Raw genomic sequence first — 26095 nt, 5'->3', positions numbered from 1 at the left:
GCCGCGTCGCCCTCAAGCGCTGCGCGGTCCCTGTAGGAGCGGGCTTGCCCCGCGAAGAGGCCGAACCTGCTCAGCGCAGGTCGTCGACCATCTTCAGCAAGGTCTCCAGCACCGCCCCGGCCAACGCCTTGGACCGCGCCCCTGACCACTGGGCCACCGGCTCCGGCGCATCGTCATGGTCCTTGAACGGCATCTCCAGGGTCAGCGACAGGCAGTCATAGGCCATCCCCACCGCATTGCACGCCAGCGTGGTATTCGCCTGGCCCGGCTCGTCCCGGGTATAGCCATGCACCGTCTGGAAGTCCTGGGTCACGCTGCACAAGGTCGTGCGGAACTGCTCTTCCAGCTTGGCCAGCCGCGGCGTGTACCCTGGGTTGCCCTCACAGGCCGCCGTGAACACATGGGGGATTTCCTCGTCCCCATGCACATCGATGAACGCATCCACGCCGTACTGCTTCATCTGCGCCTGGGCGAAGAACACCTCGGGGCTGAACTCGACACTGGCATCCTGCCACGCCCGGTTCAGGTCCTTGCCCTTGAAATTGGTGCGCAGGTGGCCGAGGAAGGCGCCGTCCGGGTTCATGTTCGGGATCAGGTACAGGTCGGCCTTTTCCAGCAGTTTCTGAACGGTTGGGTCATTGGCTTGCAGCCGGTCGATCACCCCTTCCATGAACCACTCGGCCATGTGCTCGCCCGGGTGCTGCTGGGCAATCAGCCACAGCTTGCGCTTGCCCGCCGCACCATCGCCTGCGCGCAGCAGCGGGATATCCCGGCCTTGCACGCTGCGGCCGCGGGCCAGCAGCTCGACGCCAGAGATCTGCTGGGCACGTTCGATCAGCTGGTTGTGGCGGGCACGCAGGTAGGGCTCGAAGTAGGCGAACCAGACCTGCTCCTGCTCGGCCTTTAGCTCGAACGACAGCGCCTTGCCATCGAACTGGCTCGGCACGCGGAACCAGGTCTGCTGGTCGTAGGAGGCCACGGCGTTGTAGCCGCTCCAGGCGTTCTTGTAGGAAGACTCGCTGGCGTTGTCCAGGCTGAAGCGATGGAACTGACCCGGGGTGAGGCCGCTGACCTTGAAGTGGAACCACTGGAAGTGGCCGCTGTTCGTGTCCGGGCGGATGGCCAGGCGCACCTGGGCCGGGTTGCTGGCATCCAGCACCTGGATGTTGCCGGAATCGAAATCGCAGTCGATTTGCAGGGGGGACAGCGTCACGGTCATGGGCGGGCTCCTTGGGATTTGTTGTGGGGGTACTGTACACCGCTTGAGAGGGACGTGTGGGGGTGAGTATTAGGCTCACGAAACTAGGGTGGTAGAAGTTTCCTACAGATATTTAGGGATATTCGCTCTGTATTTTGCCTTGTGCATCTTGCTCGAATACATCCTAGTTACTCCATTTGAAACTGAGGGTTGGCTATATGAATAGGCGAGGCGCTTCGCAGTCCACTAGGGATTATGCTTTATTGCTCCTCCTCATCACTCTTCTGGGTGTATTCCCGCTAGATGTCATTTTGCCCTCTGTCCCTTTGTTGGCCCAGCACTTTGGTGTCGATGCAGGATACATTGCGTATTCGATCAGCCTGTTCGCTATCGGTGTGGCCATTTCTCAAACCATCATCGGCCCGCTTTCTGACCGGGTGGGGCGAAAGCGACTACTGATTGCTGGTCTGGTGGTTTCCGTTGCAGGTGCGGTGGGGTGCATCCTCACATCCAGTTACGAAGGCTTCATGGCTTTTCGTTTACTACAGGCGGTGGGATGCGGGTGCTTCGTACTTAGCCAGGCGCTAGTGCAGGATAAGTTCAGTGGCCATCAGCGCAATGCGATGCGTATTTTGATGACCAGCGCAAGTGGCTTGTTTATTTCTTTGTCGCCGCTTGCAGGCAGCGTGCTCCAGCAGTATTTCGGGTGGGAAGGCAGCTTTCAGGTCTTTGTGGTGCTAGCCGTTGTCGTGCTGGTGCTTGCCTTGAAGTTACTGCATGAGAAGCCGATATCACCTGGCGGTGCAGGCGTATTGAGGAGTTATCAGGTTTTGCTCGAGGATCGCGCGTTTCTCGTAAGCTCGCTATTTTCGTGCATGGCATTCGCCTGCCATTTTTCATTTGTGGTCGTCTCCCCATTGCTACTCATCGAGCAACTTGGCCTGGCGGAGTTCGCCTTCTCCATGGTCTTTCTCGGATATGGGCTGGCCTACCTGATTGGCGGCTTCATTGCCAGCGGGCTGAACGGCCGCATCGCGATGCATGCGCAGGTAGGTTGGGGATTCGCACTCATCGGTCTGGCTGGGCTTGCTCTTTGCCTGGTTGTCACCCTGCATGAGCTTGGGGTTTTCAGCCTTCTGCTTCCATTGGTGCTCTGTACCATCGGTATAACCATTGTGCGGCCAGCTGCAACGAGCCATGCGCTGGGGTTGCACCCGGAGCGTGCAGGTGCTGCGGCCTCGCTCAACAATACGATGCTGTTTGCATTCGGTGGGGGCGCCAGCATGCTGGTGGCATCTATGAGGAGCAGCTTGCCGATGAGCCTGGCGCTGGGCTTTATCGCCTGCAGCCTTGCGGGCGGGTACTTGCTTATCTATCTGAAAGGTTTGGAGCGGCGCCAGCTGGTTTGTGACTCAGGCCCAATACCCGAATAACAGTAGGGCAGCCAAGCCCAAACCAACCGCCACCGAACACCCACCCACCGAAATCGCTGCACGCCCTTGCTGATACCAGCCATCCTGCCCAAGCTCCCGCGCCGGGGCGAGCAGGCTGCGCCAGCGCAGTTCGGTGTCATGAAACGCTTGCAGGTGCGCAGGTGCCGCATCCAGCCAGCGGCGAAAATCGATGCGCTCGCACGATGTCACGTCTGGGCTCTGCAACCGCACATACCATTGCCCGGCCACACTGGCCAACGCATCCCCGCGTGGTTGCGCCACTTGCAGGGCCTGGTTCATGTTGCGTTCGATGCTGAGCATCGGGAGGTCGAGGCGCTTGGCAATGCTGGCAAAGTCCAGCTGATCGAGGCGGTTGAGCAGGAACACTTGCTGCACGCGCCGGGGCAGGCGTTTGAATGCGAACAGCAGCGCAGTCTCGGCAGCATGCTCGCTGGAAGGCGTGGGGTGCTCAAGGGGCAGCAGCAGACGGCTCATGGACAGCTCCTTGCTCGGGGTAGGGGTGGGGGCATCGTCCTTGATGCAGAAACAGCGTAGTCAAAACGAGATTGATTCTCAAGTGCTGGTTCCGCAAAGATTTGTAATGAGCATTCACGCTCTGAAACACTTTTGCTATCATGCCCGCCATCAACGATCTTCATTAGCCTGAAGAGCCAAAAAAAATGACCCGGCAAAAAGCCGGGTCAAAAACCGTGATTAGCCTGATGAGGAGATAATCTGGAGCGACCTAAGCTCCGGGTTATCCAGCAGATCTTGCGATCAGCTGAGTGCAATAATAATCGTTATCATTTGCCAGTCAAATGAATTTTCATTTATCCGGTAAAAAAGTTTTACCGGTGCGCTTCCTGTCCCGGCAATCAGGGCCTCTCGCCGGTGCCTTTCCTGGCTAGCTGGCTATCACGTTTCTCCCTTCTTCTTGTACCTACAGCCCGTTCTGCAGGGCGCGCTTGTGCTCCAGCAGGGCCCTGGCCATGTCGATCATGTGCATCAGCGCGAACGTCAGCTCGCGGGTGCTGCCTTCCTGATGGGTTGCGGTTTCGTGGGCGGTGGCGGCGGCACAGCGGAGTAATTCGATGGCGTGGTCCTGGGCCTGCTCGGCGGTGACGCCGGCGTGCAGGGTCCAGATCTGGTTGTGCGCGCTGGGGCGCGTGGGGTTGGGGTTCAGGTAGTAATCGAGGGCGCGGCGGGCCGCTTCGCTGTCGAGATCTGTTACGTCGTTTTTCGTTGGTTTCATCGCGATACCTGCTGAGTTCCTTTCCAACACAATGAATCCACAGGGTAGGTCAATCTGTACTATTTATCTTGATTGAGATAATTCAGGATGTGTATTGAAGCGGCTAATACAGTCCGTATTGTTTGCGCTCATGGAAAACTGGAACGCATTTCTCAAGCGCTACAAGCGCGAACACAACCTCAGCCAGCTAAAGCTCGCGGAGCGCCTGGCCATGACTCAAGGCGGCGTCGGCCACTGGCTGCGTGGAACCCGACGGCCGACGCTGGCGACCATCAATGAAAAGCTGGACAAGCTCGGGCTGGTGTACCTGGAGGCCCAGGTGATGGTGGTGGAGCGCGACATGGTGCGCGAACCTCAGGCTACCTATGCTGCCGAGAGGCCTTTGTCAGCTGAGGCGTTGCGCTATGCGAGCTTTCGTTTCCCGGTGCTGACGTGGGCAGATCTGCAGGGGCCATTACCAGAGACCAGCGAAATCAGCGAGCAGACCGACTATATGCCGGCGGGTAATGCTTTCTGGCTGGCGGTGGAAAACGATTCGATGAATGCGGCCAGTGGCAAGAGTGTGCCGGAGGGTATGCGCATTCTGGTTGATACCGGGCTGCCAGCGGAGCCGGGCAGGTTGGTCATTGCTCGACAGCCTGGGCGCTCGGCGGTTCTGAGGCAATTGATCGAGGAGGGCGGGGAGCGCATGTTGAAGCCGCTCAATACCCGTTATCCGACGGTGTTGTGCGAGGAGAGCTGCGAGTTTCTCGGGGTGGTGGTGCGGGTGCACGGGGCCTTCTAGAGGGTCGAGTAGGGCGTTGTGTTCAATTGGGGCTGGCAGGTGCATGCCAACAGATTTTCAGCGCCTGTGAGATCGAGCGCAGCCCGCGCGGCGCATCGCGAGCTGCGCTTGCTTCTACGTTTGTTTTTGGCCAGTAACGCCTGTGACAGCCACGCGCGACCGCCTTGTTTGTACGACGCGATATCGCGCCATGCGCCAAAGCGTTCGCGCGCAAATCCCCCAGCAATAATTGGCCCGAAACAATCGTAGGAGCGAGCGCAGCTCGCGATGCGCCGCGCGGGCGGCGCTCGATCTCACAGGCGCTACAAAAACCGCGACAGGCCCCCTCGGCCGTCACCCAACGCACCGCCTTACTCTGTCAATTCGACCAATACCGTCCCTTCGCTGACCATATCCCCTTCCTCACAGAACAGCGCCTTCACGGTCCCGCCATGGGGCGCGCGAATACTGTGCTCCATCTTCATCGCCTCCAGCACCACCAGTGCCGTTCCCGCCTCAACCACCTGCCCAGGCTCCACCAGCACCCGCACAATGCTGCCGTTCATGGGAGCCCCCAGCCCGCCCTGATGGCTGTGGCTGGCCTCGGCCTCGGCAATCGGGTCGAAGGCTTCGACGCCATGCACCTCGCCATCCCAGCGCAGGAACAGCGTGCCACCGCGACGTACCGCCAGATAGCGGCGACGGACACCGTCCTGGTCATGGCCCAGCTGTTCGCCATCCAACTGCCAGGCCGAAGCGGCGCTGCGCTCCAGGGCAACCGACTGGCTTTCGCCACCACTCACCAGATGCAGGCTGCTGCGCGCCGGCAGCCCCAGGCGCAGGCCATTGCGCTCAGCCCATGGTGAGCGTGCATCGTCAGCCCGTTGATGCGGCGCCTGGCCTTGTAGCCAGGCTTCTGCTGCGGCCTCCCAGAAGCCCGCAGGCAATGCCTGAGGTGTTGGCAGCAGTACGTCCTGATGGCGGGGAATGAAGCCAGTGTCCAGTTCCGCCGCTGCAAACGCAGGGTGGGCGAGGATGCGGCGCAGGAAGGCGATGTTGGTCTTCAGCCCGCCGATGGCGAATTCATCGAGCATCGCCAGCAAACGCAGGCGCGCCTGCTCGCGGTCCCGGCCCCAGGCGATCAGCTTGCCCAGCATCGGGTCGTAGAACGGCGACACCATATCGCCCTCGCTGACCCCGCTGTCCACCCGACGGCCTTCGCCCGCTGCCGACTCGCGATACAGCGTGAGCGTGCCAGTGGCCGGCAGGAAATCGTTGGCCGGGTCTTCGGCATACAGCCGCACCTCGATGGCATGGCCGATCAGCGGCACTTGGTCCTGGGTGATCGGCAGCGGCTCGCCGCAAGCCACGCGAATCTGCCAGGCCACCAGGTCGAGGCCGGTGATGGCTTCGGTGACCGGGTGCTCGACCTGCAGGCGGGTGTTCATCTCCATGAAGAAGAACTCGCCACGGGCATCAAGCAGGAACTCGACGGTGCCAGCACCGACGTAACCGATGGCCTGGGCCGCGCGGACCGCTGCCTGGCCCATGGCCTGGCGCAGCTCGGCGGACAGACCCGGCGCGGGCGCTTCCTCAACCACCTTCTGGTGTCGGCGCTGGATCGAGCAGTCACGCTCGTTGAGGTACAGGCAGTTGCCGTGCTGGTCGGCGAACACCTGGATTTCCACATGGCGTGGCTTGAGCACGTACTTTTCCACCAGCATGCGCGCATCGCCGAACGACGACTCTGCTTCACGCTGTGCCGAGGCCAGGGCGTCGGCCAGTTGGCTTTCGTCCTCGACCACTTTCATGCCCTTGCCACCACCCCCGGCGCTGGCCTTGAGCAGTACCGGATAGCCAATGCGCTCGGCGGCGGCGCGGAAAGTATCCAGATCTTGCGCTTCACCGTGGTAGCCGGGCACCAGCGGCACCCCGGCGTCTTCCATCAAAGCCTTGGCCGCCGACTTGCTGCCCATGGCATCGATGGCGCTGGCCGGTGGCCCGAGGAAGATCAGCCCGGCCTGTTCGATGGCGCGGGCAAAACCCGCGTTCTCGGACAGGAAACCGTAGCCAGGGTGGATGGCTTGGGCGCCGCTGGCCTTGGCTGCGGCGAGAATCTTGTCGACCACCAGGTAGCTGTCGGCGGCCTTGCTCCCGCCCAGGTCGACGCGAATATCCGCTTCGCGGCTGTGGCGGGCATCACGGTCGGTGGCGCTGTGCACGGCGACGGTGGTCAGGCCCATGGCCTTGGCGGTGCGCATTACCCGGCAGGCGATTTCGCCACGGTTGGCGACCAGCAGGGTGGTCAAAGCGGGGCGGCTCATGGGCGCGGCTCCTTCTTGTCGTCGGTTTGCCAGGCCGGGCGGCGTTTTTCCAGGAAGGCGCGCAAGCCCTCCTGGCCTTCGGCGCTGACCCGGATGCGGGCGATGGTGTTTTCACAGTAGCGGCGCAGGGCCGGGCTGAGTTCGCCATCGTCCACTTCGCGCAGCAGGTCCTTGGTGGCGCGCAGTGCTTGCGGGCTGTTCTGCAGCATATTGTTCACCCAGGCTTCGACCTGTGCGTCCAGCTCAATGGCCGGGTACACCTCGGCCAGCAGGCCCAGCTCGCGGGCCCGCGCACCGCTGAAACGCTCGGCGGTCAGGGCATAGCGGCGCGCGGCGCGTTCGCCGATGGCTTTGACCACGAACGGGCTTATCACTGCCGGGGCCAGGCCGATGCGCACTTCCGACAGGCACAGCTGGGCGTCTTCGGCGCCAATGGCCATGTCACAGCAACTGATCAGGCCCAGCGCGCCGCCGAAGGCCGCGCCTTGTACCACGGCCAGGGTCGGCGCCTTGAGGCGGTGCAGGGCATACATCAGCTCGCCGAGCTCGCGGGCATCATCCAGGTTGGTGTTGAAGTCCAGTTGCGCCGATTGCTGCATCCAGGTCAGGTCGGCACCGGCGCTGAAGTGCCGGCCGCGGCCGCGCAGCAGCAGGAAGCGCAGGCCGGCGTCTTCGGCCAGCTGGTCGAGGGCAACGATCAGCTCGCGGATCATCAGCGCGTTGAAGGCGTTGTTCTTGTCCTCGCGGCTCAGCCACAGGGTGGCGAAGCCGCGGGGGTCGCGAATCACTTCGAGGGTGCTGAAAGCGCTCATGGGTCACATCCGGAAAATGCCGAAGCGGCTCTGTTCGATCGGTGCGTTCAGCGCGGCGGACAACGCCAGGCCAAGAACGTCGCGGGTTTGCGCCGGGTCGATGACACCGTCGTCCCACAGCCGGGCGCTGGAGTAGTAGGGGTGGCCCTGGTGCTCGTACTGGTCGAGGATAGGCTGCTTGAGCTTGGCCTCGTCCTCGGCGCTGAAGGCCTGGCCGCTGCGTTCGCTTTGCTCACGTTTGACCTGCGCCAGCACCCCGGCGGCCTGTTCGGCGCCCATCACGCCGATGCGCGCATTGGGCCACATCCACAGGAAGCGTGGGTCGTAGGCGCGGCCGCACATGCCGTAGTTGCCGGCGCCAAAGCTGCCGCCGATGATCACCGTGAACTTAGGCACCTGGGCGCAGGCCACGGCGGTGACCAGCTTGGCGCCGTGCTTGGCGATGCCGCCTTCTTCGTACTTCTTGCCGACCATGAAACCGGTGATGTTCTGCAGGAACAGCAGTGGGATGCCGCGCTGGCAGGCCAGTTCGATGAAGTGCGCGCCTTTTTGCGCTGCCTCGGCGAAGAGGATCCCGTTGTTGGCCAGGATTGCCACCGGGTAGCCGTGCAGGTGGGCGAAGCCGCACACCAAGGTGGTACCGAACAGCGCCTTGAATTCATCGAATGCCGAACCGTCGACCAGCCGCGCGATCACTTCGCGCACGTCGAACGGCTGCTTGGCATCGGTCGGCACCACGCCATACAGCTCGTCGGCGTTGTACAGCGGTGCAACCGGCGCCTGGCGCTGCAGCTTGCCGAGCTTGTGCCAGTTGAGGTTGGCCACGCTGCGCCGGGCGATGGCCAAGGCGTGTTCGTCGTTGTCGGCGTAGTGGTCGGCGACGCCGCTGGTGCGGCAGTGCACATCGGCGCCGCCGAGGTCCTCGGCGCTCACCACCTCACCGGTTGCCGCCTTCACCAGCGGCGGCCCGGCGAGGAAGATGGTCGCCTGCTCGCGCACCATGATCGCTTCGTCGGCCATGGCCGGCACATAGGCGCCGCCTGCGGTGCACGAGCCCATCACCACGGCGATCTGCGGGATGCCCAGCGCGCTCATGTTGGCCTGGTTGAAGAAGATCCGCCCGAAGTGCTCGCGGTCGGGGAACACTTCGTCCTGGCGCGGCAGGTTGGCGCCGCCGGAGTCCACCAGGTAGATGCACGGCAGGCGGTTCTGCAGGGCGATGGTCTGTGCGCGCAGGTGCTTCTTCACCGTCAGCGGGTAGTAGGAGCCGCCTTTGACCGTAGCGTCGTTAGCCACGATCATGCATTCCACGCCTTCGACGCGGCCGATGCCGGCGATCACGCCCGCAGCCGGTACGTCTTCGCCGTACACCTCATGGGCGGCCAACTGGCCGATCTCGAGGAACGGCGAGCCCGGGTCGAGCAGGCGGTCGATGCGCTCGCGCGGCAGCAGCTTGCCACGCGAGGTGTGCCGCTCTTGGGCCTTGGGCCCGCCGCCCTGGGCCACCTGGGCGAGCAGACCGCGCAGGGCTTGGACTTGTTCGAGCATGGCCGCGCTATTGCCGGCGAACTCCGCCGAACGCGGGTTGATCTGGGTGTGCAAGGTAGCCATGTGCGCCCGTCCCTCGTGCTCAGCGGGTTTCGTTGAACAGTTCGCGGCCGATCAGCATCCGGCGAATTTCGCTGGTGCCGGCACCGATTTCGTACAGCTTGGCGTCGCGCAGCAGGCGGCCAGCCGGGAATTCGTTGATGTAGCCGTTGCCGCCGAGGATCTGGATCGCTTCCAGGGCCATTTGTGTGGCGCGTTCGGCGGTGTAGAGGATAACCCCGGCGGCGTCCTTGCGGGTGGTCTCGCCACGGTCACAGGCCTGGGCCACGGCATACAGGTAGGCGCGGCTGGCATTGAGCTGGGTGTACATGTCGGCGATCTTGCCCTGGATCAGCTGGAATTCGCCGATGCTCTGGCCAAACTGCTTGCGGTCGTGGATGTACGGCACCACCAGGTCCATGCAGCTTTGCATGATGCCGGTCGGGCCGCCGGAGAGCACCACGCGCTCGTAGTCCAGGCCGCTCATCAGCACGCGCACGCCGCCGTTGAGCTGGCCGAGGATGTTCTCTGCCGGCACTTCGACGCCGTCGAAGAACAGCTCGCAGGTGTTGGAGCCGCGCATGCCCAGCTTGTCGAACTTGTTGCTGCGGCTGAAGCCTTTCCAGTCACGTTCGACGATGAACGCGGTGATGCCGTGGGGGCCCTTGTCCAGGTCGGTCTTGGCGTAGATCACGTAGGTGTTGGCGTCGGGGCCGTTGGTGATCCAGGTCTTGCTGCCATTGAGCACGTAGTGGTCGCCGCGTTTTTCAGCGCGCAGTTTCATCGACACCACGTCGGAACCGGCGTTTGGCTCGCTCATGGCCAGTGCGCCGATGTGCTCGCCGCTGATCAGCTTGGGCAGGTACTTGAGCTTCTGCTCGTGGGTGCCGTTGCGGTTGATCTGGTTGACGCAGAGGTTGGAGTGGGCGCCGTAGGACAGTGCGACAGAGGCCGAGCCGCGGCTGATCTCTTCCATCGACACCACGTGGGCCAGGTAGCCCAGGCCGGCGCCGCCGTATTCTTCCGACACGGTGATACCCAGCAGCCCCATGTCGCCGAACTTGCGCCACATGTCGGCGGGGAACAGGTTGTCATGGTCGATCTGTGCGGCGCGCGGGGCCAGTTCGGCGGCAACGAAGGTGCGCACCTGGTCGCGGAGCATGTCGATGGTTTCGCCCAAGGCGAAGTTCAGGGTGGGGTAATGCATGCTGGGCACCTTGTTGTTCTTGAAATATGGGTAACACCGTAGCTCGCGGATCTGGCGCCGGTGTCATTGATCACCTTTACGTTAACGTAAACCTGCCTTCCGTCACTGTCAATCGGCTCATCACCTTTACGTAAACGTAAATCTGCGCCAGAGTATTCCCAGCTCGCTTCAGCCGTGCCCAGAACAACCACAAGAAGGGACACCCATGAGTCAACCAAGCTATACCTGCGGTCGCCAGGACCAACCGCTGCTGACCCTGACCATCGGCCAGGCCTTCGATGCCACCGTGGCCCGTTGCGCCGACGGCGAAGCGCTGGTGGTGCGCCACCAGGGCCTGCGCTATAGCTGGCGGCAGCTGGCCGAACAGGTCGATGTACATGCCCGTGCCCTGATGGCTCTGGGCGTGAACACCGGCGACCGGGTCGGCATCTGGTCGCCCAACTGCGCCCAGTGGTGCATCCTGCAACTGGCCAGCGCCAAGGTCGGTGCGATCCTGGTCAACATCAACCCGGCCTATCGCGTGGGTGAACTGGAGTACGTGCTACGCCAGTCCGGCTGCCTCTGGCTGGTGTGTGCCGATGCATTCAAGACCTCCGATTACCACGCCATGGTTCAGGAACTGGTACCGGAACTGGCGACCAGCCACCTGGGTGGGCTGGCCAGCGAACGCCTGCCCGAATTGCGTGGGGTGATCAGCCTGGCGGCCAACCCGCCCAGCGGCTTCCTGCCCTGGCCGGCATTGGCCGAGCGGGCAGGGCAGACCTCGACCGAAGCCTATGCGGCGCGTCAGCAAAGCCTGCAGTTCGACCAGCCGGTGAATATCCAGTACACCTCCGGCACCACCGGCGCGCCCAAGGGCGCCACGCTCAGCCACTACAACATCCTCAACAACGGCTTCATGGTCGGCGAGAGCCTGGGCCTGAGCGAACGTGACCGCATGGTGATCCCGGTGCCGCTGTATCACTGCTTCGGCATGGTCATGGCCAACCTCGGCTGCATCACCCACGGCAGCACCATGGTCTACCCCAACGATGCCTTCGACGCCGAACTGACCCTGCGCGCTGTAGCCGAGGAGCGCGCCAGCATCCTCTATGGCGTACCGACCATGTTCATCGCCATGCTCGATCATCCGTCGCGCACGCAACTGGACCTGTCGACCTTGCGTAGCGGCATCATGGCCGGCGCCACGTGCCCGATCGAGGTGATGCGCCGGGTGATCGACCAGATGCACATGGCCGAGGTGCAGATCGCCTATGGCATGACCGAGACTAGCCCGGTGTCGCTGCAGACCGGCCCGGAGGATGAACTGGAACTGCGCGTGACCACCGTCGGCCGTACTCAGCCACAGCTGGAGACCAAGCTGGTGGACGCCGATGGCTGCATCGTCGGCCGTGGCGAGATTGGCGAGCTGTGCACCCGTGGCTACAGCGTGATGCTCGGCTACTGGGACAACCCCCAGGCCACGGCGGACGCCATTGACCCGGCCGGCTGGATGCATTCGGGCGATCTGGCAGTGATGGATGAGCAGGGTCATGTGCGCATCGTCGGGCGCAACAAGGACATGATCATTCGCGGCGGCGAGAACATCTATCCGCGGGAGCTGGAAGAGTTTTTCTACACTCATCCGGCGGTGGCCGATGCGCAGGTAGTCGGCATCCCGTGCAGCCGTTATGGCGAGGAGATCGTCGCCTGGATCAAGCTGCATCCGGGGCATAGCGCCACGGTCGAGGAATTGCAGGGCTGGTGCAAGGCGCGCATTGCGCACTTCAAGGTGCCACGGCATTTCCGCTTCGTTGACGAGTTCCCGATGACGGTGACCGGCAAGGTGCAGAAGTTCAGGATGCGCGAGATCAGTGTGGCGGAGGTAGCAGCTTTGGTCGGCTGAGGCCGGAAGTGGTTGGTCGTGGCATTTTTCCTGGTTTCGAGATCGAGCGCCGCCCGCGCGGCGCTCGGTGGCACAGGCGAGATTTTTATACGGCGAACCCACCGCGCGCGCCCTCAATCCATCTCACGCCACCATCTCCCAACAACGGGGCTACCCTTAAGCCTTCACCGGTGGTTCATCACTCGGCGGATCACCCACCGTCGGCGGCATGGTCGGCTTGATCGGCAGCTCGTCCGGGTCTTCTTCCGGTACGGGCGGCGGCAAACTCGGGTCGTCGATGTTGGGATCGGGAGTTTCCGGTGGAATCGGAATGTTCATGGCCTGACCTCGCGTGGATGAATTGAAGAGGTGCTGCAGGCTCTGACCGCTGGCAGTTGCCGTTCGCTCAATTTTTTTGAACCCCACGCCTGTACCCGGCTCTGAACCCTTACCGCCACCAGCCTGAGGGAGCAAGGTCGATGTCACGAAACGAGCCCTTTGAAAGCGTGCCCATGGCGAACGATCACCCGGACCAGGCCATCAGCCTGTCCCAGGCGCTGCTGGCGCCGCGCATCGTGATCGAAGACACCCAACCCGTGCTCGATGCCGGCACCTTCGCCGCCAAGGCCGTCAGCGGCCAGCCGGTCGCCGTCAGCAGCAAGGTCTACGGCGACGGCCACGACCGCCTGGCGGTGGTGCTCAACTGGCGCCAGGCCCACAGCCGCCGCTGGCACTGCGTACCGATGCAGTCGCCGGGCAACGACCTGTGGCTGGCCGAGTTCACCCCCACTGAACTGGGCCCGCACCTGTTCAGCATCGAGGCGTGGATTGACCCGTTCGCCACCTACTGCCACGACCTGGAGAAGAAGTACCACGCCGGGGTCGAGGTCAAGCTGGAGCTGGAAGAGGGCCGGCTGATGCTCGGCCAGGGTATTGACCTCAGCGAAGGCGCGTTGCGCGAGGAGCTCAGCGCCTTGCAGCAGCGGCTGGTTTCGCTCAAGGCCGATGACCAGGTGGCGTTGCTGCTGCACCCTGACACCGCACGGCTGATGGCCGAAGCCGAGCACCGCAGTTACCTGACTCGCAGCGGCGAATTCCCCATCGATGTCGATCGTCCGGCAGCATTGTTCGCCAGCTGGTACGAGCTGTTCCCGCGCTCGATCACCGACAGCCGCGAGCGCCACGGCACCTTCAACGACGTGCACGAACGCCTGCCGATGATCCGCGACATGGGCTTCGATGTGCTGTACTTCCCGCCGATCCACCCGATCGGCACCCAGCACCGCAAGGGCCGCAACAACGCCCTGCGCGCCGAGCCCGGCGACCCCGGCAGCCCCTATGCGATCGGCAGCCCGGAGGGCGGCCATGAGGCCATCCACCCGCAGCTGGGCACCCGTGAGGACTTCCGTCGGCTGGTGGCCGCTGCGGCCGAGCACGGCCTGGAAATCGCCCTGGACTTCGCCATCCAATGCTCCCAGGACCACCCCTGGCTGAAGGAGCACCCCGGCTGGTTCAGCTGGCGCCCCGACGGCACCATTCGCTACGCCGAGAACCCACCGAAGAAGTACCAGGACATCGTCAACGTCGACTTCTACGCCGCCGACGCCGTACCGAGCCTGTGGCTGGCCCTGCGTGACGTGGTGGTCGGCTGGGTCGAGGAGGGCGTGAAGACCTTCCGCGTCGACAACCCGCACACCAAGCCGCTGCCGTTCTGGCAATGGCTGATCGCCAATGTGCGCAGCCAGTACCCCGAGGTGATCTTCCTCGCCGAGGCCTTCACCAAGCCTGCAATGATGGCGCGCCTGGGCAAGGTGGGCTATGCGCAGAGCTACACCTACTTCACCTGGCGCAACAGCAAGCAGGAGCTGCGCGAGTACTTCGAGGAACTCAACCAGCCGCCGTGGTGCCACTGCTACCGGCCGAACTTCTTCGTCAACACGCCGGACATCAACCCCTACTTCCTGCACACCTCGGGCCGTGCCGGGTTCCTCATCCGTGCCGCGCTGGCGACCATGGGCTCGGGTTTGTGGGGCATGTATTCGGGCTTTGAGCTGTGCGAAGGCACGCCGCTGCCGGGCAAGGAGGAGTACCTGGATTCGGAGAAATACGAGATCCGTCCGCGCGACTTCAACCAGCCCGGCAACATCGTCGCCGAGATTGCCCAGCTCAATCGCATCCGTCGGCAGAACCGGGCGTTGCAGACGCACTTGGGTGTGGCGTTCTTCAACTGCTGGAACGACAACATCCTGTATTTCGCCAAGCGCACACCCGAGCGCGACAACTACATCCTGGTGGCAATCAGCCTCGACCCGCACAACGCCCAGGAGGCCAGTTTCGAGCTGCCGTTGTGGGAACTGGGGCTGGATGACAACGCCGACACCCTGGGCGAGGACCTGATGAACGGCCACCGCTGGACCTGGCATGGCAAGACCCAGTGGATGCGCATCGAGCCCTGGCACCAGCCGTTTGGCATCTGGCGCATCGAAAAGGCCCGCTAGCACGGCGCACATCATCCCCTGTGGGAACCTTAGAGAGATCTGAAAGGAGTCACCCATGGCCAAGCGTTCCCGCCCGGCAGCCTTCATCGATGACCCGCTGTGGTACAAGGACGCCGTGATCTACCAGCTGCACATCAAGTCGTTCTTCGATGCCAACAACGACGGCATCGGCGATTTCGCCGGCCTGATCAGCAAGCTCGACTACATCGCCGAGCTTGGCGTCAACACCCTGTGGCTGCTGCCGTTCTACCCCTCGCCACGGCGCGACGACGGCTACGACATCGCCGAATACAAGGCCGTGCACCCGGACTACGGCAGCATGGCCGACGCCCGCCGTTTTATCGCCGAGGCGCACAAGCGCGGACTGCGGGTGATCACCGAGCTGGTCATCAACCACACCAGCGACCAGCACCCGTGGTTCCAGCGTGCCCGCCATGCCAAGCGCGGCAGCAAAGCGCGGGACTTCTATGTGTGGTCGGATGATGACCAGAAGTACGACGGCACGCGGATCATCTTCCTCGACACCGAGAAGTCCAACTGGACCTGGGACCCGGTCGCCGGCCAGTACTTCTGGCACCGCTTCTATTCGCACCAGCCGGACCTCAACTTCGATAACCCACAGGTGCTCAAGGCGGTGATCGGGGTGATGCGCTTCTGGCTCGACCTGGGTGTCGACGGCCTGCGCCTGGACGCCATCCCGTACCTGATCGAGCGCGACGGCACCAACAACGAAAACCTCCCTGAAACCCACACGGTGCTCAAGGCGATCCGCGCCGAGATCGACGCCAACTACCCCGACCGCATGCTGCTGGCGGAGGCCAACCAGTGGCCCGAAGACACCCGACCGTATTTTGGCGAAGGCGATGGCGACGAATGCCACATGGCCTTCCACTTTCCACTGATGCCACGCATGTACATGGCCCTGGCCATGGAAGACCGCTTCCCGATCACCGACATCCTGCGCCAGACCCCGGAAATCCCGGGCAACTGCCAGTGGGCGATCTTCCTGCGTAACCACGATGAACTGACCCTGGAAATGGTCACCGACCGCGAGCGCGACTACCTGTGGAACTACTACGCCGAAGACCGCCGCGCACGTATCAACCTTGGCATCCGCCGGCGCCTGGCGCCGCTGCTGCAGCGTGACCGGCGGCGCATCGAGCTGCTCACCAGCCTGCTGCTGTCCATGCCCGGCACGCCGACGCTGTACTACGGCGATGAACTGGGCATGGGCGACAACATCTACCTCGGCGACCGCGACGGCGTACGCACCCCTATGCAGTGGTCACCGGACCGCAACGGCGGCTTCTCCCGGGCCGACCCGCAGCGCCTGGTGTTGCCGCCGATCATGGACCCGTTGTACGGCTATCAGACCGTCAACGTCGAAGCCCAGGCTCACGACCCGCACTCGCTGCTGAACTGGAACCGCCGCCTGCTGGCCGTGCGCAAGCAGCAGAAGGCCTTTGGCCGCGGCAGCCTGCGCACGCTGACGCCGAGCAACCGGCGCATCCTGGCGTATATCCGCGAGTACACCGACGAAGGCGGCAACACCGAAGTGGTCCTCTGCGTCGCCAACGTCTCGCGTGCCGCCCAGGCTGCCGAACTCGAACTGTCGCAATACGCTGACAAAGTGCCTGTGGAGATGCTCGGTGGCAGTGCCTTCCCGCCGATTGGCCAACTGCCGTTCCTGCTGACCTTGCCACCTTATGCCTTCTACTGGTTCCTGCTGGCTGCCCACGACCGCATGCCCAGCTGCCACATCCAAGCTACCGAGGGGTTGCCGGAATTGACCACGTTAGTACTGCGCAAACGCATGGAAGAACTGCTCGAATCCCCCTCCAGCGACACTCTGAACGACACAGTCCTGCCGCAATACCTGCCCAAGCGCCGCTGGTTCGCCGGCAAGGAAGGCCCGATCGACCAGGTGCGCTTGCGTTACGGCGTACGCTTCGGCACTGCCACCACGCCAGTGCTGCTCAGCGAGATCGAAGTGCTCAGCAATGGCGTGGCCACCCGTTACCTGCTGCCGTTCGGCCTGCTGCCGGAAGAGCAGATCAACACGGCGTTGCCGCAGCAGCTGGCGCTGTCGCGGGTACGCCGTGGCCGTCAGGTGGGTCTGATCACCGACGCCTTCGTCCTCGAACCGTTCATCCGAGCCGTGCTGCGCGCCTGTCAGGACGGCATGCACCTGCCTTGCGGCAATGGCCAGGGCGAGCTGCGCTTCGCCTGCACAGCCCAGCTGGCCGGCCTTGAGCTAAACGAAGAAAGCGAGGTGCGCTACCTCAGCGCCGAGCAGTCCAACAGCTCGGTGGTGATTGGCGACCGAGTGGTGCTCAAGCTGATTCGCCGGGTTAACCCGGGCATTCACCCTGAGCTGGAAATGAGCGCCTACCTCACCGCCGCCGGCTTTGCCAACATCTCGCCGTTGCTGGCCTGGGTCAGCCGCGTTGATGAGCAGGGCGCGCCGCACCTGTTGATGATTGCCCAGGGTTACTTGAGCAACCAAGGCGATGCCTGGGCCTGGACCCAGAACACCCTGGAGCGGGCCATCCGCGATGAGATGGAACCGACCAGCGTCGACGCCGAAGCGCACACCGACGCGTTGGCCGAGCTCAACGGCTTCGCCGCCTTGCTCGGCCAGCGCCTGGGCGAGATGCACCTGTTGCTGGCGGCACCGACCACCGATGAAGCCTTCCAGCCACGCCCAAGCGACGCCGAAGACGGTCAACGCTGGAGTGCGCAGATCAGTGCCGAACTGAACCACGCCCTCGATCTGCTGGCCCAGCACCGCGAACACCTCGACGCCGACAGCCAGGCCCTGGTCGATGACCTGCAACAGCAGCGTGACGGCCTCGCCCAGCACATCGCCAAGCTCGCCGAACAGGCCCAGGGCGGCCTGCTGATGCGCGTGCATGGCGACCTGCACCTGGGGCAGGTGCTGGTAGTGCAGGGCGATGCCTACCTGATCGATTTCGAAGGCGAACCGGCCCGTCCACTGGACGACCGCCGAGCCAAGCACAGCCCGTACAAGGATGTCAGCGGCGTGTTGCGATCCTTCGACTATGCTGCTGCGATGATCTTGCGCAGCGCGTCTGCCGTGGACCTTTCCGACCCGGCGCGGCAAGCCCGGCAACGGGTTGCCCGGCAGTACCTGCACCAGTCGCGGCATGCCTTCGTCGAAGCTTATGGCCTGGCCACCGCTGCCATGCCCCACGCCTGGCAACAGGCCGAGGGCGAGCGCGCCGCACTGGAGTTGTTCTGCCTGGAAAAAGCCGCCTACGAAATCACATACGAAGCCGAGAACCGTCCGAGTTGGCTGGCCGTGCCCTTGCATGGCCTGCATGGACTGATCAGTACCTGGGGAGAGTCATAGATGAATGCAACCACGCGTGAAAACGGCGGCCTTCGGCAACGGGACCTGGATGCCCTGGCCCGCGCCGAGCACGCCGATCCCTTTGCAGTGCTGGGCCCCCACGCTGACGGGCAGGGCGGCCTGCTGGTCCGTGCCTTCCTGCCCAATGCCCTGAACGTGCGGGTGCTGGCGCGCCATGATGGGCGCCTCCTCGCCGAAATGGTGCAGGGCAGCCTGCCTGGCCTGTTCAGCGCGCACCTCGATGAGGCACAGCCGTACCTGCTGCACATCGGCTGGGCCGGTGGCGAGCAGCTGACCGAAGACCCCTACAGCTTCGGCCCGCAACTGGGCGACATGGACCTCTACCTGTTCGCCGAAGGCAACCACCGCGACCTGTCCGGGCGTTTCGGCGCCCAGCCGATCCAGGTCGATGGCATCGACGGCGTGTGCTTCTCGGTGTGGGCGCCGAATGCGCGGCGGGTGTCGGTGGTGGGTGACTTCAACAACTGGGACGGCCGCCGCCACCCCATGCGCCTACGCCACAGCGCTGGCGTATGGGAGTTGTTCGTGCCACGCCTGGGTGTGGGTGAAACCTACAAGTTCGAAGTGCTCGGCAAGGACGGCATACTGCCACTGAAGGCTGACCCGCTGGCCCGCGCCACCGAGCTGCCACCGAGCACCGCGTCGAAGGTGGCCGCCGAACTGAGCCACGACTGGCAGGACCACGACTGGATGGAGCATCGCGCCCAGCGCCACGCCTACAGCGCACCTTTGTCGATCTACGAGCTGCACCCGGGTTCCTGGCAGTGCGAACTCGACGATCTGGGTGAAGTGTCGCGCTACTACAACTGGCGTGAACTGGCCGAGCGCCTGGTGCCTTACGTGCAGCAGTTGGGCTTCACCCATATCGAGCTGCTGCCGATCATGGAACACCCGTTCGGTGGCTCGTGGGGCTACCAGCCGCTGTCGATGTTCGCACCGACCTCGCGCTATGGCAGCCCTGAAGACTTCGCTGCCTTCATCGATGCCTGTCATCAAGGCGGCATCGGCGTGATCCTCGACTGGGTGCCGGCACATTTCCCCACCGACGAACACGGCCTGGCCCGGTTCGACGGTACCGCGCTTTACGAGTACGACAACCCGCTGGAAGGCTTCCACCAGGACTGGAACACGCTGATCTACAACCTCGGCCGCAACGAGGTGCGTGGCTTCATGATGGCGTCGGCCTTGCACTGGCTCAAGCACTTCCACATCGACGGGTTGCGTGTTGATGCGGTGGCCTCGATGCTGTACCGCGACTACTCGCGCAAGGCCGGCGAATGGGTGCCCAACCGCCACGGCGGGCGTGAGAACCTCGAGGCAATCGACTTCATCCGCCACCTCAATGGCGTCGCCGCCCACGAGGCACCGGGCGCACTGATCATCGCCGAGGAGTCCACCGCCTGGCCGGGCGTAAGCCAGCCGACCCAACAGGGCGGCCTGGGCTTTGCCTACAAGTGGAACATGGGCTGGATGCACGACACCTTGCACTACATCCAGAACGACCCGGTGCACCGCACCTATCACCACAACGAGATGAGCTTCGGCCTGATCTACGCCTATTCCGAGCATTTCATCCTGCCGATCTCCCACGACGAGGTGGTGCATGGCAAGCACTCGCTGATCGACAAGATGCCCGGTGATCGGTGGCAGAAGTTTGCCAACCTGCGCGCCTACCTGACCTTCATGTGGACCCACCCGGGCAAAAAACTGCTGTTCATGGGTTGCGAGTTTGGCCAGTGGCGCGAGTGGAACCACGATCATCAGCTGGACTGGTACCTGCTGCAATACCCCGAGCACCAGGGTGTGCAGCGCCTGGTCGGTGACCTCAACCGCCTGTACCGCGAACTGCCGGCGCTGCACGAGCAGGACTGCCAGCCTCAGGGCTTCCAGTGGCTGATCGGCGATGATGCGCACAACAGCGTGTATGCCTGGTTGCGCTGGAGCAGCCAGGGCGAGCCGCTGCTGGTGGTGGCCAACTTCACCCCGGTGCCGCGTGAGGGCTACCGGATTGGCGTGCCGTTCGGTGAGCGTTGGCAGGAGCTGCTCAACAGCGATGCCGAGCTGTATGCCGGGTCGAATGTCGGCAACCTGGGGGCGGTGGCGAGTGATGAGGTGGCCAGCCATGGGCAGCCGTTGTCATTGGCCCTTAACCTGCCGCCGTTGGGTGTGCTGGTGATGAAGCCAGCCTGAAGGGTTGCCTGAGCTGGCCTCTTCGCGGGGCAAGCCCGCTCCTGCAAGGGTTTCGTAACCTCTGAAGGAGCGGGCTTGTCCCGCGAAGAGGCCAGGCCTGCCTACCACCGCATCCGCACCCCAAGGCTGCCAATCAGCCCGTTGATGTCATTGCCATCCACATCACTGCTGTAATCGGCACTGACAAACAGCGCCACCTTAGGTGTCACCCGTGCCACCAACCCCAAGCCCAATTCCACCGTGGTCGAATAGCGCGAGCTGGAGATCTTGTCGACCTGGTCCAGCTTCACCTCGCTGGTATCGTTGAAGTCATACCAGACGTTGGTCCGCACATAGGGCTCGATCGGCATGCCTTTCACCTCGTAGCGCCCGGACAATTTGGCACCGACCCGGCCGCTCCAGCTGGGCTGGCTGTCGAACGCCTTCAAGGTCTCTGCCTGCACCTGGTTGCCTGGGAAGAACTGCTGGTTGATCAACTGCGCCTGCGGCTCGATGACCCAGCCGCCACCCAGGCCGATCGGGTAACCACCTTCCACCGAAAAGGTCATCGCATGGCCGCTGTCATCCAGGCGCTGGCCGCTGTCGTCACGGCCCATCACCTCGATGCGCGAGCCCATGGCCACGGCATCCACGTGCCAACCGTGTTCATGGGTCATGCTCCAGTACACCCCCAGGCTCCTGCCACTGAGGTTGACCGCGTTGCGCTGCTTGTCCCCCAGCAATGGCCGTGCACCGCTGAGGCTGCTCTGCAGGTTGTTGTGCCCAACGAAAATCCCCGCACGGTGGACGTTGCCATCGGCGGTTTCACGCACGAACAGGTCCGGGCCGATCATCAGTTGCTGGCTGGGCGCTTCCAGTTGATCTGGCGCCCGCGCACCCGGTTGTGGTGTGGCGCCAGGGAAGAACTGCGCCCACTGGCCGCCCGCCAGGTCGGGGGCTGGCAGGCTGTGCCGTTCGCCCATCTTCTCGCTGAAGGCGTTCAGCGTACCCATGTTAAGGCCACTGGCGCTGACCGGTTCGAGCGACAACGTCGGAACCGTCGCTTGTTGCAGGTAGCTGGGGGAGATCGGATCTTCCTGCAGTTCGAACGCGAAAGTTTCCACCGGGGTTGCCAGAAGCATCGACGTGGAAACCGCGTAGAAAATACGATCGAAGCGCAAGGGATTCGAGGTTGTTTTCATGGCGGATCTCCTCTGTTTTATTGTTGTACAGCCCAAGGACCTGGCCTGCGTGTCACGAGCTGTACGACAAAAACAGAGGGCGACCCAAACCAGCGCGCCAGCTTTCGCAGGCGCGAGCAAAGGCGCGAGCTAGAGGCCCGGCGCGAGTTTTTACGTCTAGTGATTACTGTTCAGCTAAGGAGAGACCGGCGCTTGCGTCAAGAAAGCGTGAAAGATCTGTTCAAGGGCCGTGGTTGTTTTTAAGTCGCTGATTAGCCTAGTTAATTTTTCAGGTATAGCGGTGATCGCTATTTCTGCGGCACTGGCTATGCCGAATCATTGTTACAACCTGACCTCCACGGCCAGTGGCAGATGGTCGGAAAGGTGCGTCCAAGGTTTGTGCCCCAGAATCTGCGGCGCATGGCTATCGGCGTTGCGCAGGTAGATGCGGTCTAGGCGCAGCAGCGGCAGGCGAGCGGGGTAGGTGCGGGCGAGCAGGCCGTGATGACGCTCGAAGGCCTCGTGCAGGTCGCGCTGCAGGCGCAGGGTGCGGTTGCCGTGTTGCTGCCAGTCGTTGAAGTCGCCGGCGATTATCACCGGTGCATCGGCAGGCAGCCCATCGAGCAACTGGCGCAGCAGCTGCAGTTGCTTCTGCCGATGGCTTTCCAGTAGCGACAGGTGCACGCAGATGGCATGCACCTTGTGCTGGCCGGGGACGTCGAGGATGCAGTGCAACAGGCCGCGACGCTCGGGGCCGGTGATCGACACGTCGAGGTTGCGGTGCTCGATGATCGGGTACTTGGACAGCAGTGCATTGCCGTGGTGGCCGTCGGGGTACACCGCATTGCGGCCGTAGGCGAAGTCGCTCCACATGCTGTCGGCGAGGAATTCGTATTGCGAGGTCTGTGGCCAGCCAGGGTAGCGCGCGGCATGGCGGTCGTGGCTGCCGAGCACTTCCTGGAGGAACACGATATCGGCCTGGGTGCTGCGCACCGCCTCGCGCAGCTCAGGCAGGATGAAGCGCCGGTTGAAGGCGGTGAAGCCCTTGTGGGTGTTCACCGTCAGCACCCTCAGCCGGTTGACCGGCGTGGCCTGACGAGTACTGGCGAAACCTGGGCTGCCGGCTTCGAGGTTCACGGTGGCTCCTCAATGGCTGCTGCTAGGGTTGCTGCTCCTACAAGGGACAGGCACTGGTAAGTGAGGTTCAGTCTGGCTCGCGCGGACTGCTTTGTGTGTCTACGCTTGCCATAAGGGAGGCGTATGGCTGATGTGTCGTAGAGCTTGTATTGATGCTTACCGGGTAGATCAAAGCATCCGCACCAGCGAAATGGAATTCAGCCATGGCTATTTTCAATTCCTCTGCTTTACATGCAGGCACTCCTAGCCTGGCAGTGCTCTGCCCTCGTGGTTTCCCGGTGGGTGAACTCGCGTGCTATCGGGAGCAGGCAACACAAGCCGTTGAGCTGCGCATCACCCGCCATTGGCACGATGCCCGCGGCAACCTTGTGCAAAGCCTTGACCCGCGTCTTGCCGAAACGGCTACCCCAAACTTTCGCTGGCACAGCGACCTGGCTGGGCGAACTCTGTACACCGAAAGTGTCGATGCCGGGCCGAGCGTGGTCCTGCCTGACGTGGCCGGGCGTCCGCTGCTGGCGGTCAGTGCTAGCGGCGTCAGCCAAGCGTGCTTCCATGAAGTACCTTCGCTACCCGGCCGGCTGCTGGCCGTGACGGAGCAGGGCGTTGGCGAAGCGCTGCCGCGTGTCGCAGAGCGCTACCGCTGGGCAGGCCTGAGCCCGGCGGAAAAGAACCGTAACCTTGCCGGTCAGTGCGTGCGCCATTACGACACTGCAGGCCTCATCGAACTGCAAAACCTCGCGCTCAGCGGCGCAGCGCTGGCCCAGTCTCGGTGCGTGCTTGCAGGCGAAGACGAGGCGGACTGGGCGGGTGAAGACGAGCAAGCATGGCAGAGCACCCTGGAGCCAGAGCGCTACGTGACGTTGCGTACGCTCGATGCCACGGGAATCCAGTTGACCCAGACGGATGCGCGGGGCCACCAGCAGCGCCAGGCCTATGACGTTGCCGGGCAGTTGCGAGGCAGTTGGCTGACCCTGCAAGGCCAGGCCGAGCAGGCGATCGTTGCTTCATTGTGTTATTCGCCATCGGGCCACAAGCAGCAGGCAGTCCATGGTAATGGGGTAATCACGGACTACGGCCTCGACCCAATGACGCAAAGGCTGACAGGCATTCGTGTGCAGCGCCCGGGCACGCAGATCTCCGCTGCCACGACGCTGCAGGACCTGCACTACCATTACGACCCGGTGGGCAATGTGCAGAGTGTGCGCAATGACGCCGAAGCTACCCGCTTCTGGCGCAATCAGAAGGTAACGGCAGAGAGTACGTTCACCTACGACAGCCTGTACCAACTGGTGCAGGCAACGGGGCGGGAGATGATCGGACGTGGTGCTCAGGGGCCACAGTTGCCTGATGTGCTGGTTCCTTTGCCAACCGACGAGAGCGCCCTCACAAATTACACGCGCCGCTACAGCTACGACCGCGCGGGCAACCTCACCCAGATCCAACACAGCGCCCCGGCCAGCAACAACGCCTACACCACTCGAATGACCGTCTCCAACCGCAGCAACCGTGCAGTGCTGGCGCGTGAGGGCCTGTTGCCTGAGCAGGTGGATGAATTGTTCGATGCCGGTGGCCATCAACTGGAGCTGCTGGCCGGACAGGACCTGCGCTGGAATGCGCGGGGTGAGTTGGCGCAGGTGAAACCGATCGAACGTGAGGCGGGCGCGGATGATCGCGAGTGGTACCGCTATGGGGGTGACGGGATGCGCCTGCTCAAGGTGAACGAGCAGCAGGCAGTGGGTGTCACTCAATCTCAGCGAGTGCTGTATCTGGATGGCCTGGAATTGCGCGACACCGATGAAGATACCCGCCTGCATGTAATCAAGGTTGCGGCAGGGGGCGGTGCGCAAGTGCAAGTTCTGCACTGGGCCAGTGGTTTGCCGGCAGGGCTGGACAATGATCAAGTTCGATACAGCTATCACAACCTGATTGGCAGCAACGGTATGGAATTGGATGCGCAAGGGCAAGTGATTTCACTCGAAGAGTACTATGCGTTCGGAGGTACGGCGGTTTGGACTGCCCGTAACGACATGGAAGCGAGCTTCAAAACGCTCCGATTTTCCGCCAAAGAATGCGATAAAACCGGGCTTTATTACTATGGAGCCCGATATTATCAGCCGTGGAGCGGGCGCTGGCTAAGTGTGGACCCCATGGGTGCGTTGGAAGGATTGAATCTTTTTCGGATGGTCCGGAATAACCCGAGCACCTTGCATGATCCCAATGGTAATAGTTCTAAAGATGGCTATATTTACGCCCCGTTGGTGGAGGGAGACGTTGTAAGGCAGATCCTGAATGAAAATTTGGTTCGATATCGTAAGGGCAAGCCTCCATATACAATTATCGTTGATAACGAGTCCTCTAGGTCGGTATTTGAGCTTCTTGTAAAGTTCAACAGAAGGCAAATAGGCATAGAAATGCAGTCTCGTGAAAAGAAAGCGGCCGAGAAGCAGATGCGTACAGCCAAGCACAATGTTCTGCAGTCCGCAGCTGGTGCAACCCTCGGTGGTACGTTCAGTAGTGCAGCATTCGGTACCCAATGGGCTATGGCGGGAGCTGTTGGTGGCGCAGTACTTGTAGCGGGCAGCGCCCTCATAGCCTCGGTGATCGATCGGGATTTGCATGCGGATAAATTGCAATCACGAAGGCATCATGCCAATCAATACCAGAGTGTCCTTGATGCTTTAAATGTCATAATTGGCAATTCGCCGAACGGCTTCGCATCGCTCGATAGCAATAATGCCAAACTCTATATTACCGGGCACGGGGCCCCTGGAGACCCTACGCTGGGCGCGGACGATGTTGAGGGATCAACGGAGATCGATGCAGGAGAAATCGCTACCCGCCTGCGGGAGGGTGGGCTCCCTAGGGATTTTGTCGATATCCGGGTCAGTTCATGCAACAGCGGAGATAGTCGCAGTCCCACCTCGTTTGAGCTTGAAGAACTGGCGGACGCTTCTGCCGTGGATTTTGATGCGGATCCTATTCGGCAACCTTTCGCACGCACTTTACGTAATGCCTTGAGGGGAATGGGGTTTTCAAACGTGAAAGTGACCGGTTATCACGGGGTAGTATGGAGTAGTCAGTATGGGAAGATGAGTGAGATTGGTAGTGTAAGCCTTCGCCGCTCACGTTGTTCTAGAGTGTTCTAGGGCTCGAAGGAGTTAAGGGAAAGGAATTGAGCATGCCCGCGATGTTCAAACGGGGGCCGTGCCTAAAATCACTTGAGCGATCTTGGCCATGGCCTCTTTGAATGCCCCAGCTTTGCACGCTGGCACTCCC

The 26095-nt window shown here is 62.7% G+C and carries 17 protein-coding genes; 7 read left to right on the top strand and 10 right to left on the bottom strand.

All coding sequences use genetic code 11. The features are described from left to right. Nucleotides 1–70: 70 nt before the first annotated feature. Nucleotides 71–1219, bottom strand: a complete 1149-nt coding sequence (locus tag ACOKS3_RS18710) for a M14 family metallopeptidase (RefSeq protein WP_422763505.1) — start codon at nt 1217–1219, stop codon at nt 71–73. A gap of 197 nt (nt 1220–1416) precedes the next feature. On the opposite strand from ACOKS3_RS18710, the gene ACOKS3_RS18705 reads away from it, so the two are divergent. Continuing rightward, nucleotides 1417–2631, top strand: coding sequence for an MFS transporter (locus ACOKS3_RS18705; RefSeq protein ID WP_422763506.1), 1215 nt, complete (start codon nt 1417–1419; stop codon nt 2629–2631). Here the strand turns inward: ACOKS3_RS18705 and ACOKS3_RS18700 are convergent. After that, entirely contained in the window at nt 2611–3126 is a 516-nt protein-coding gene (locus tag ACOKS3_RS18700) for a DUF4880 domain-containing protein (RefSeq protein WP_422763507.1), read from the bottom strand. The two genes, ACOKS3_RS18705 and ACOKS3_RS18700, sit on opposite strands and share 21 nt — an antisense overlap. Before the next feature lie 445 nt (nt 3127–3571). Further along, the gene (locus tag ACOKS3_RS18695) at nt 3572–3883 is read right to left on the bottom strand and encodes a DUF6124 family protein (protein WP_103448116.1); all 312 of its coding nucleotides are present in this window, start codon (nt 3881–3883) and stop codon (nt 3572–3574) included. 130 nt (nt 3884–4013) lie between these two features. On the opposite strand from ACOKS3_RS18695, the gene ACOKS3_RS18690 reads away from it, so the two are divergent. Next, nucleotides 4014–4667, top strand: a complete 654-nt coding sequence (locus ACOKS3_RS18690) for a LexA family protein (protein ID WP_103448115.1) — start codon at nt 4014–4016, stop codon at nt 4665–4667. Nucleotides 4668–5017: 350 nt separating this feature from the next. Here ACOKS3_RS18690 and ACOKS3_RS18685 read toward each other — a convergent pair whose 3' ends face one another. Genes ACOKS3_RS18685 through ACOKS3_RS18670 form a run of 4 tightly spaced genes read right to left on the bottom strand, consistent with a single transcriptional unit; the run spans nt 5018 to nt 10576 of the window. Further along, complete coding sequence (locus ACOKS3_RS18685; RefSeq protein ID WP_422763508.1) at nt 5018–6970, bottom strand: acetyl/propionyl/methylcrotonyl-CoA carboxylase subunit alpha; 1953 nt, start codon at nt 6968–6970, stop codon at nt 5018–5020. Next, entirely contained in the window at nt 6967–7782 is an 816-nt protein-coding gene (locus ACOKS3_RS18680; RefSeq protein WP_422763509.1) for a gamma-carboxygeranoyl-CoA hydratase, read from the bottom strand. The genes ACOKS3_RS18685 and ACOKS3_RS18680 overlap by 4 nt, the downstream gene beginning before the upstream one ends. Nucleotides 7783–7785: 3 nt before the next feature. Continuing rightward, the gene (locus tag ACOKS3_RS18675; RefSeq protein ID WP_422763510.1) at nt 7786–9393 is read right to left on the bottom strand and encodes a carboxyl transferase domain-containing protein; all 1608 of its coding nucleotides are present in this window, start codon (nt 9391–9393) and stop codon (nt 7786–7788) included. Between the two features lie 19 nt (nt 9394–9412). After that, nucleotides 9413–10576 carry an isovaleryl-CoA dehydrogenase gene (locus tag ACOKS3_RS18670; protein WP_103448111.1) on the bottom strand — a complete coding sequence of 388 codons (1164 nt, stop codon included), beginning with the start codon at nt 10574–10576 and terminating at the stop codon, nt 9413–9415. Between the two features lie 205 nt (nt 10577–10781). On the opposite strand from ACOKS3_RS18670, the gene ACOKS3_RS18665 reads away from it, so the two are divergent. Then, nucleotides 10782–12461, top strand: a complete 1680-nt coding sequence (locus ACOKS3_RS18665) for an AMP-binding protein (RefSeq protein WP_103448110.1) — start codon at nt 10782–10784, stop codon at nt 12459–12461. Between the two features lie 156 nt (nt 12462–12617). Here the strand turns inward: ACOKS3_RS18665 and ACOKS3_RS18660 are convergent, their stop codons facing one another. Next, the gene (locus tag ACOKS3_RS18660) at nt 12618–12779 is read right to left on the bottom strand and encodes a hypothetical protein (RefSeq protein ID WP_181004509.1); all 162 of its coding nucleotides are present in this window, start codon (nt 12777–12779) and stop codon (nt 12618–12620) included. Nucleotides 12780–12919: 140 nt separating this feature from the next. On the opposite strand from ACOKS3_RS18660, the gene ACOKS3_RS18655 reads away from it, so the two are divergent. The 3 genes from ACOKS3_RS18655 to glgB are packed head-to-tail and all read left to right on the top strand — an operon-like array spanning nt 12920 to nt 20522. Further along, nucleotides 12920–14938: an alpha-1,4-glucan--maltose-1-phosphate maltosyltransferase gene (locus ACOKS3_RS18655; RefSeq protein ID WP_103448109.1), complete on the top strand. Its 2019-nt coding sequence runs from the start codon at nt 12920–12922 to the stop codon at nt 14936–14938. Nucleotides 14939–14993: 55 nt separating this feature from the next. After that, nucleotides 14994–18311: a maltose alpha-D-glucosyltransferase gene (treS, locus tag ACOKS3_RS18650; protein ID WP_422763511.1), complete on the top strand. Its 3318-nt coding sequence runs from the start codon at nt 14994–14996 to the stop codon at nt 18309–18311. Next, nucleotides 18312–20522, top strand: coding sequence for a 1,4-alpha-glucan branching protein GlgB (gene glgB, locus ACOKS3_RS18645; protein WP_103448107.1), 2211 nt, complete (start codon nt 18312–18314; stop codon nt 20520–20522). It begins immediately after the preceding gene. Between the two features lie 101 nt (nt 20523–20623). Here the strand turns inward: glgB and ACOKS3_RS18640 are convergent, their stop codons facing one another. Together ACOKS3_RS18640 and ACOKS3_RS18635 are read right to left on the bottom strand one after the other, a co-directional pair. After that, nucleotides 20624–21703 (bottom strand): autotransporter domain-containing protein, encoded by a 1080-nt coding sequence (locus ACOKS3_RS18640; protein WP_103448106.1) that lies wholly within the window; start codon nt 21701–21703, stop codon nt 20624–20626. Nucleotides 21704–22024: 321 nt separating this feature from the next. Next, on the bottom strand, nt 22025–22819 hold the full coding sequence (locus ACOKS3_RS18635) for an endonuclease/exonuclease/phosphatase family protein (protein WP_103448105.1): 795 nt from the start codon (nt 22817–22819) through the stop codon (nt 22025–22027). A gap of 203 nt (nt 22820–23022) precedes the next feature. On the opposite strand from ACOKS3_RS18635, the gene ACOKS3_RS18630 reads away from it, so the two are divergent. Then, nucleotides 23023–25965 (top strand): RHS repeat domain-containing protein, encoded by a 2943-nt coding sequence (locus tag ACOKS3_RS18630; RefSeq protein ID WP_422763512.1) that lies wholly within the window; start codon nt 23023–23025, stop codon nt 25963–25965. The last annotated feature ends 130 nt before the right edge of the window (nt 25966–26095 follow it).

It is taken from the genome of Pseudomonas sp. HS6-2 (assembly GCF_049325675.2).
Classification (GTDB): Bacteria; Pseudomonadota; Gammaproteobacteria; order Pseudomonadales; family Pseudomonadaceae; genus Aquipseudomonas; species Aquipseudomonas putida_N.
This window is presented reverse-complemented; position numbering and strand designations above follow the sequence as displayed.

What these genes read in the sequence shown, in the direction of transcription:
- ACOKS3_RS18710 (WP_422763505.1), bottom strand. Translation starts at nt 1,219, where the DNA reads ATGACCGTGACGCTGTCCCCCCTGCAAATCGACTGCGATTTCGATTCC.
- ACOKS3_RS18705 (WP_422763506.1), top strand. Translation starts at nt 1,417, where the DNA reads ATGAATAGGCGAGGCGCTTCGCAGTCCACTAGGGATTATGCTTTATTG.
- ACOKS3_RS18700 (WP_422763507.1), bottom strand. Translation starts at nt 3,126, where the DNA reads ATGAGCCGTCTGCTGCTGCCCCTTGAGCACCCCACGCCTTCCAGCGAG.
- ACOKS3_RS18695 (WP_103448116.1), bottom strand. Translation starts at nt 3,883, where the DNA reads ATGAAACCAACGAAAAACGACGTAACAGATCTCGACAGCGAAGCGGCC.
- ACOKS3_RS18690 (WP_103448115.1), top strand. Translation starts at nt 4,014, where the DNA reads ATGGAAAACTGGAACGCATTTCTCAAGCGCTACAAGCGCGAACACAAC.
- ACOKS3_RS18685 (WP_422763508.1), bottom strand. Translation starts at nt 6,970, where the DNA reads ATGAGCCGCCCCGCTTTGACCACCCTGCTGGTCGCCAACCGTGGCGAA.
- ACOKS3_RS18680 (WP_422763509.1), bottom strand. Translation starts at nt 7,782, where the DNA reads ATGAGCGCTTTCAGCACCCTCGAAGTGATTCGCGACCCCCGCGGCTTC.
- ACOKS3_RS18675 (WP_422763510.1), bottom strand. Translation starts at nt 9,393, where the DNA reads ATGGCTACCTTGCACACCCAGATCAACCCGCGTTCGGCGGAGTTCGCC.
- ACOKS3_RS18670 (WP_103448111.1), bottom strand. Translation starts at nt 10,576, where the DNA reads ATGCATTACCCCACCCTGAACTTCGCCTTGGGCGAAACCATCGACATG.
- ACOKS3_RS18665 (WP_103448110.1), top strand. Translation starts at nt 10,782, where the DNA reads ATGAGTCAACCAAGCTATACCTGCGGTCGCCAGGACCAACCGCTGCTG.
- ACOKS3_RS18660 (WP_181004509.1), bottom strand. Translation starts at nt 12,779, where the DNA reads ATGAACATTCCGATTCCACCGGAAACTCCCGATCCCAACATCGACGAC.
- ACOKS3_RS18655 (WP_103448109.1), top strand. Translation starts at nt 12,920, where the DNA reads ATGTCACGAAACGAGCCCTTTGAAAGCGTGCCCATGGCGAACGATCAC.
- treS (WP_422763511.1), top strand. Translation starts at nt 14,994, where the DNA reads ATGGCCAAGCGTTCCCGCCCGGCAGCCTTCATCGATGACCCGCTGTGG.
- glgB (WP_103448107.1), top strand. Translation starts at nt 18,312, where the DNA reads ATGAATGCAACCACGCGTGAAAACGGCGGCCTTCGGCAACGGGACCTG.
- ACOKS3_RS18640 (WP_103448106.1), bottom strand. Translation starts at nt 21,703, where the DNA reads ATGAAAACAACCTCGAATCCCTTGCGCTTCGATCGTATTTTCTACGCG.
- ACOKS3_RS18630 (WP_422763512.1), top strand. Translation starts at nt 23,023, where the DNA reads ATGGCTATTTTCAATTCCTCTGCTTTACATGCAGGCACTCCTAGCCTG.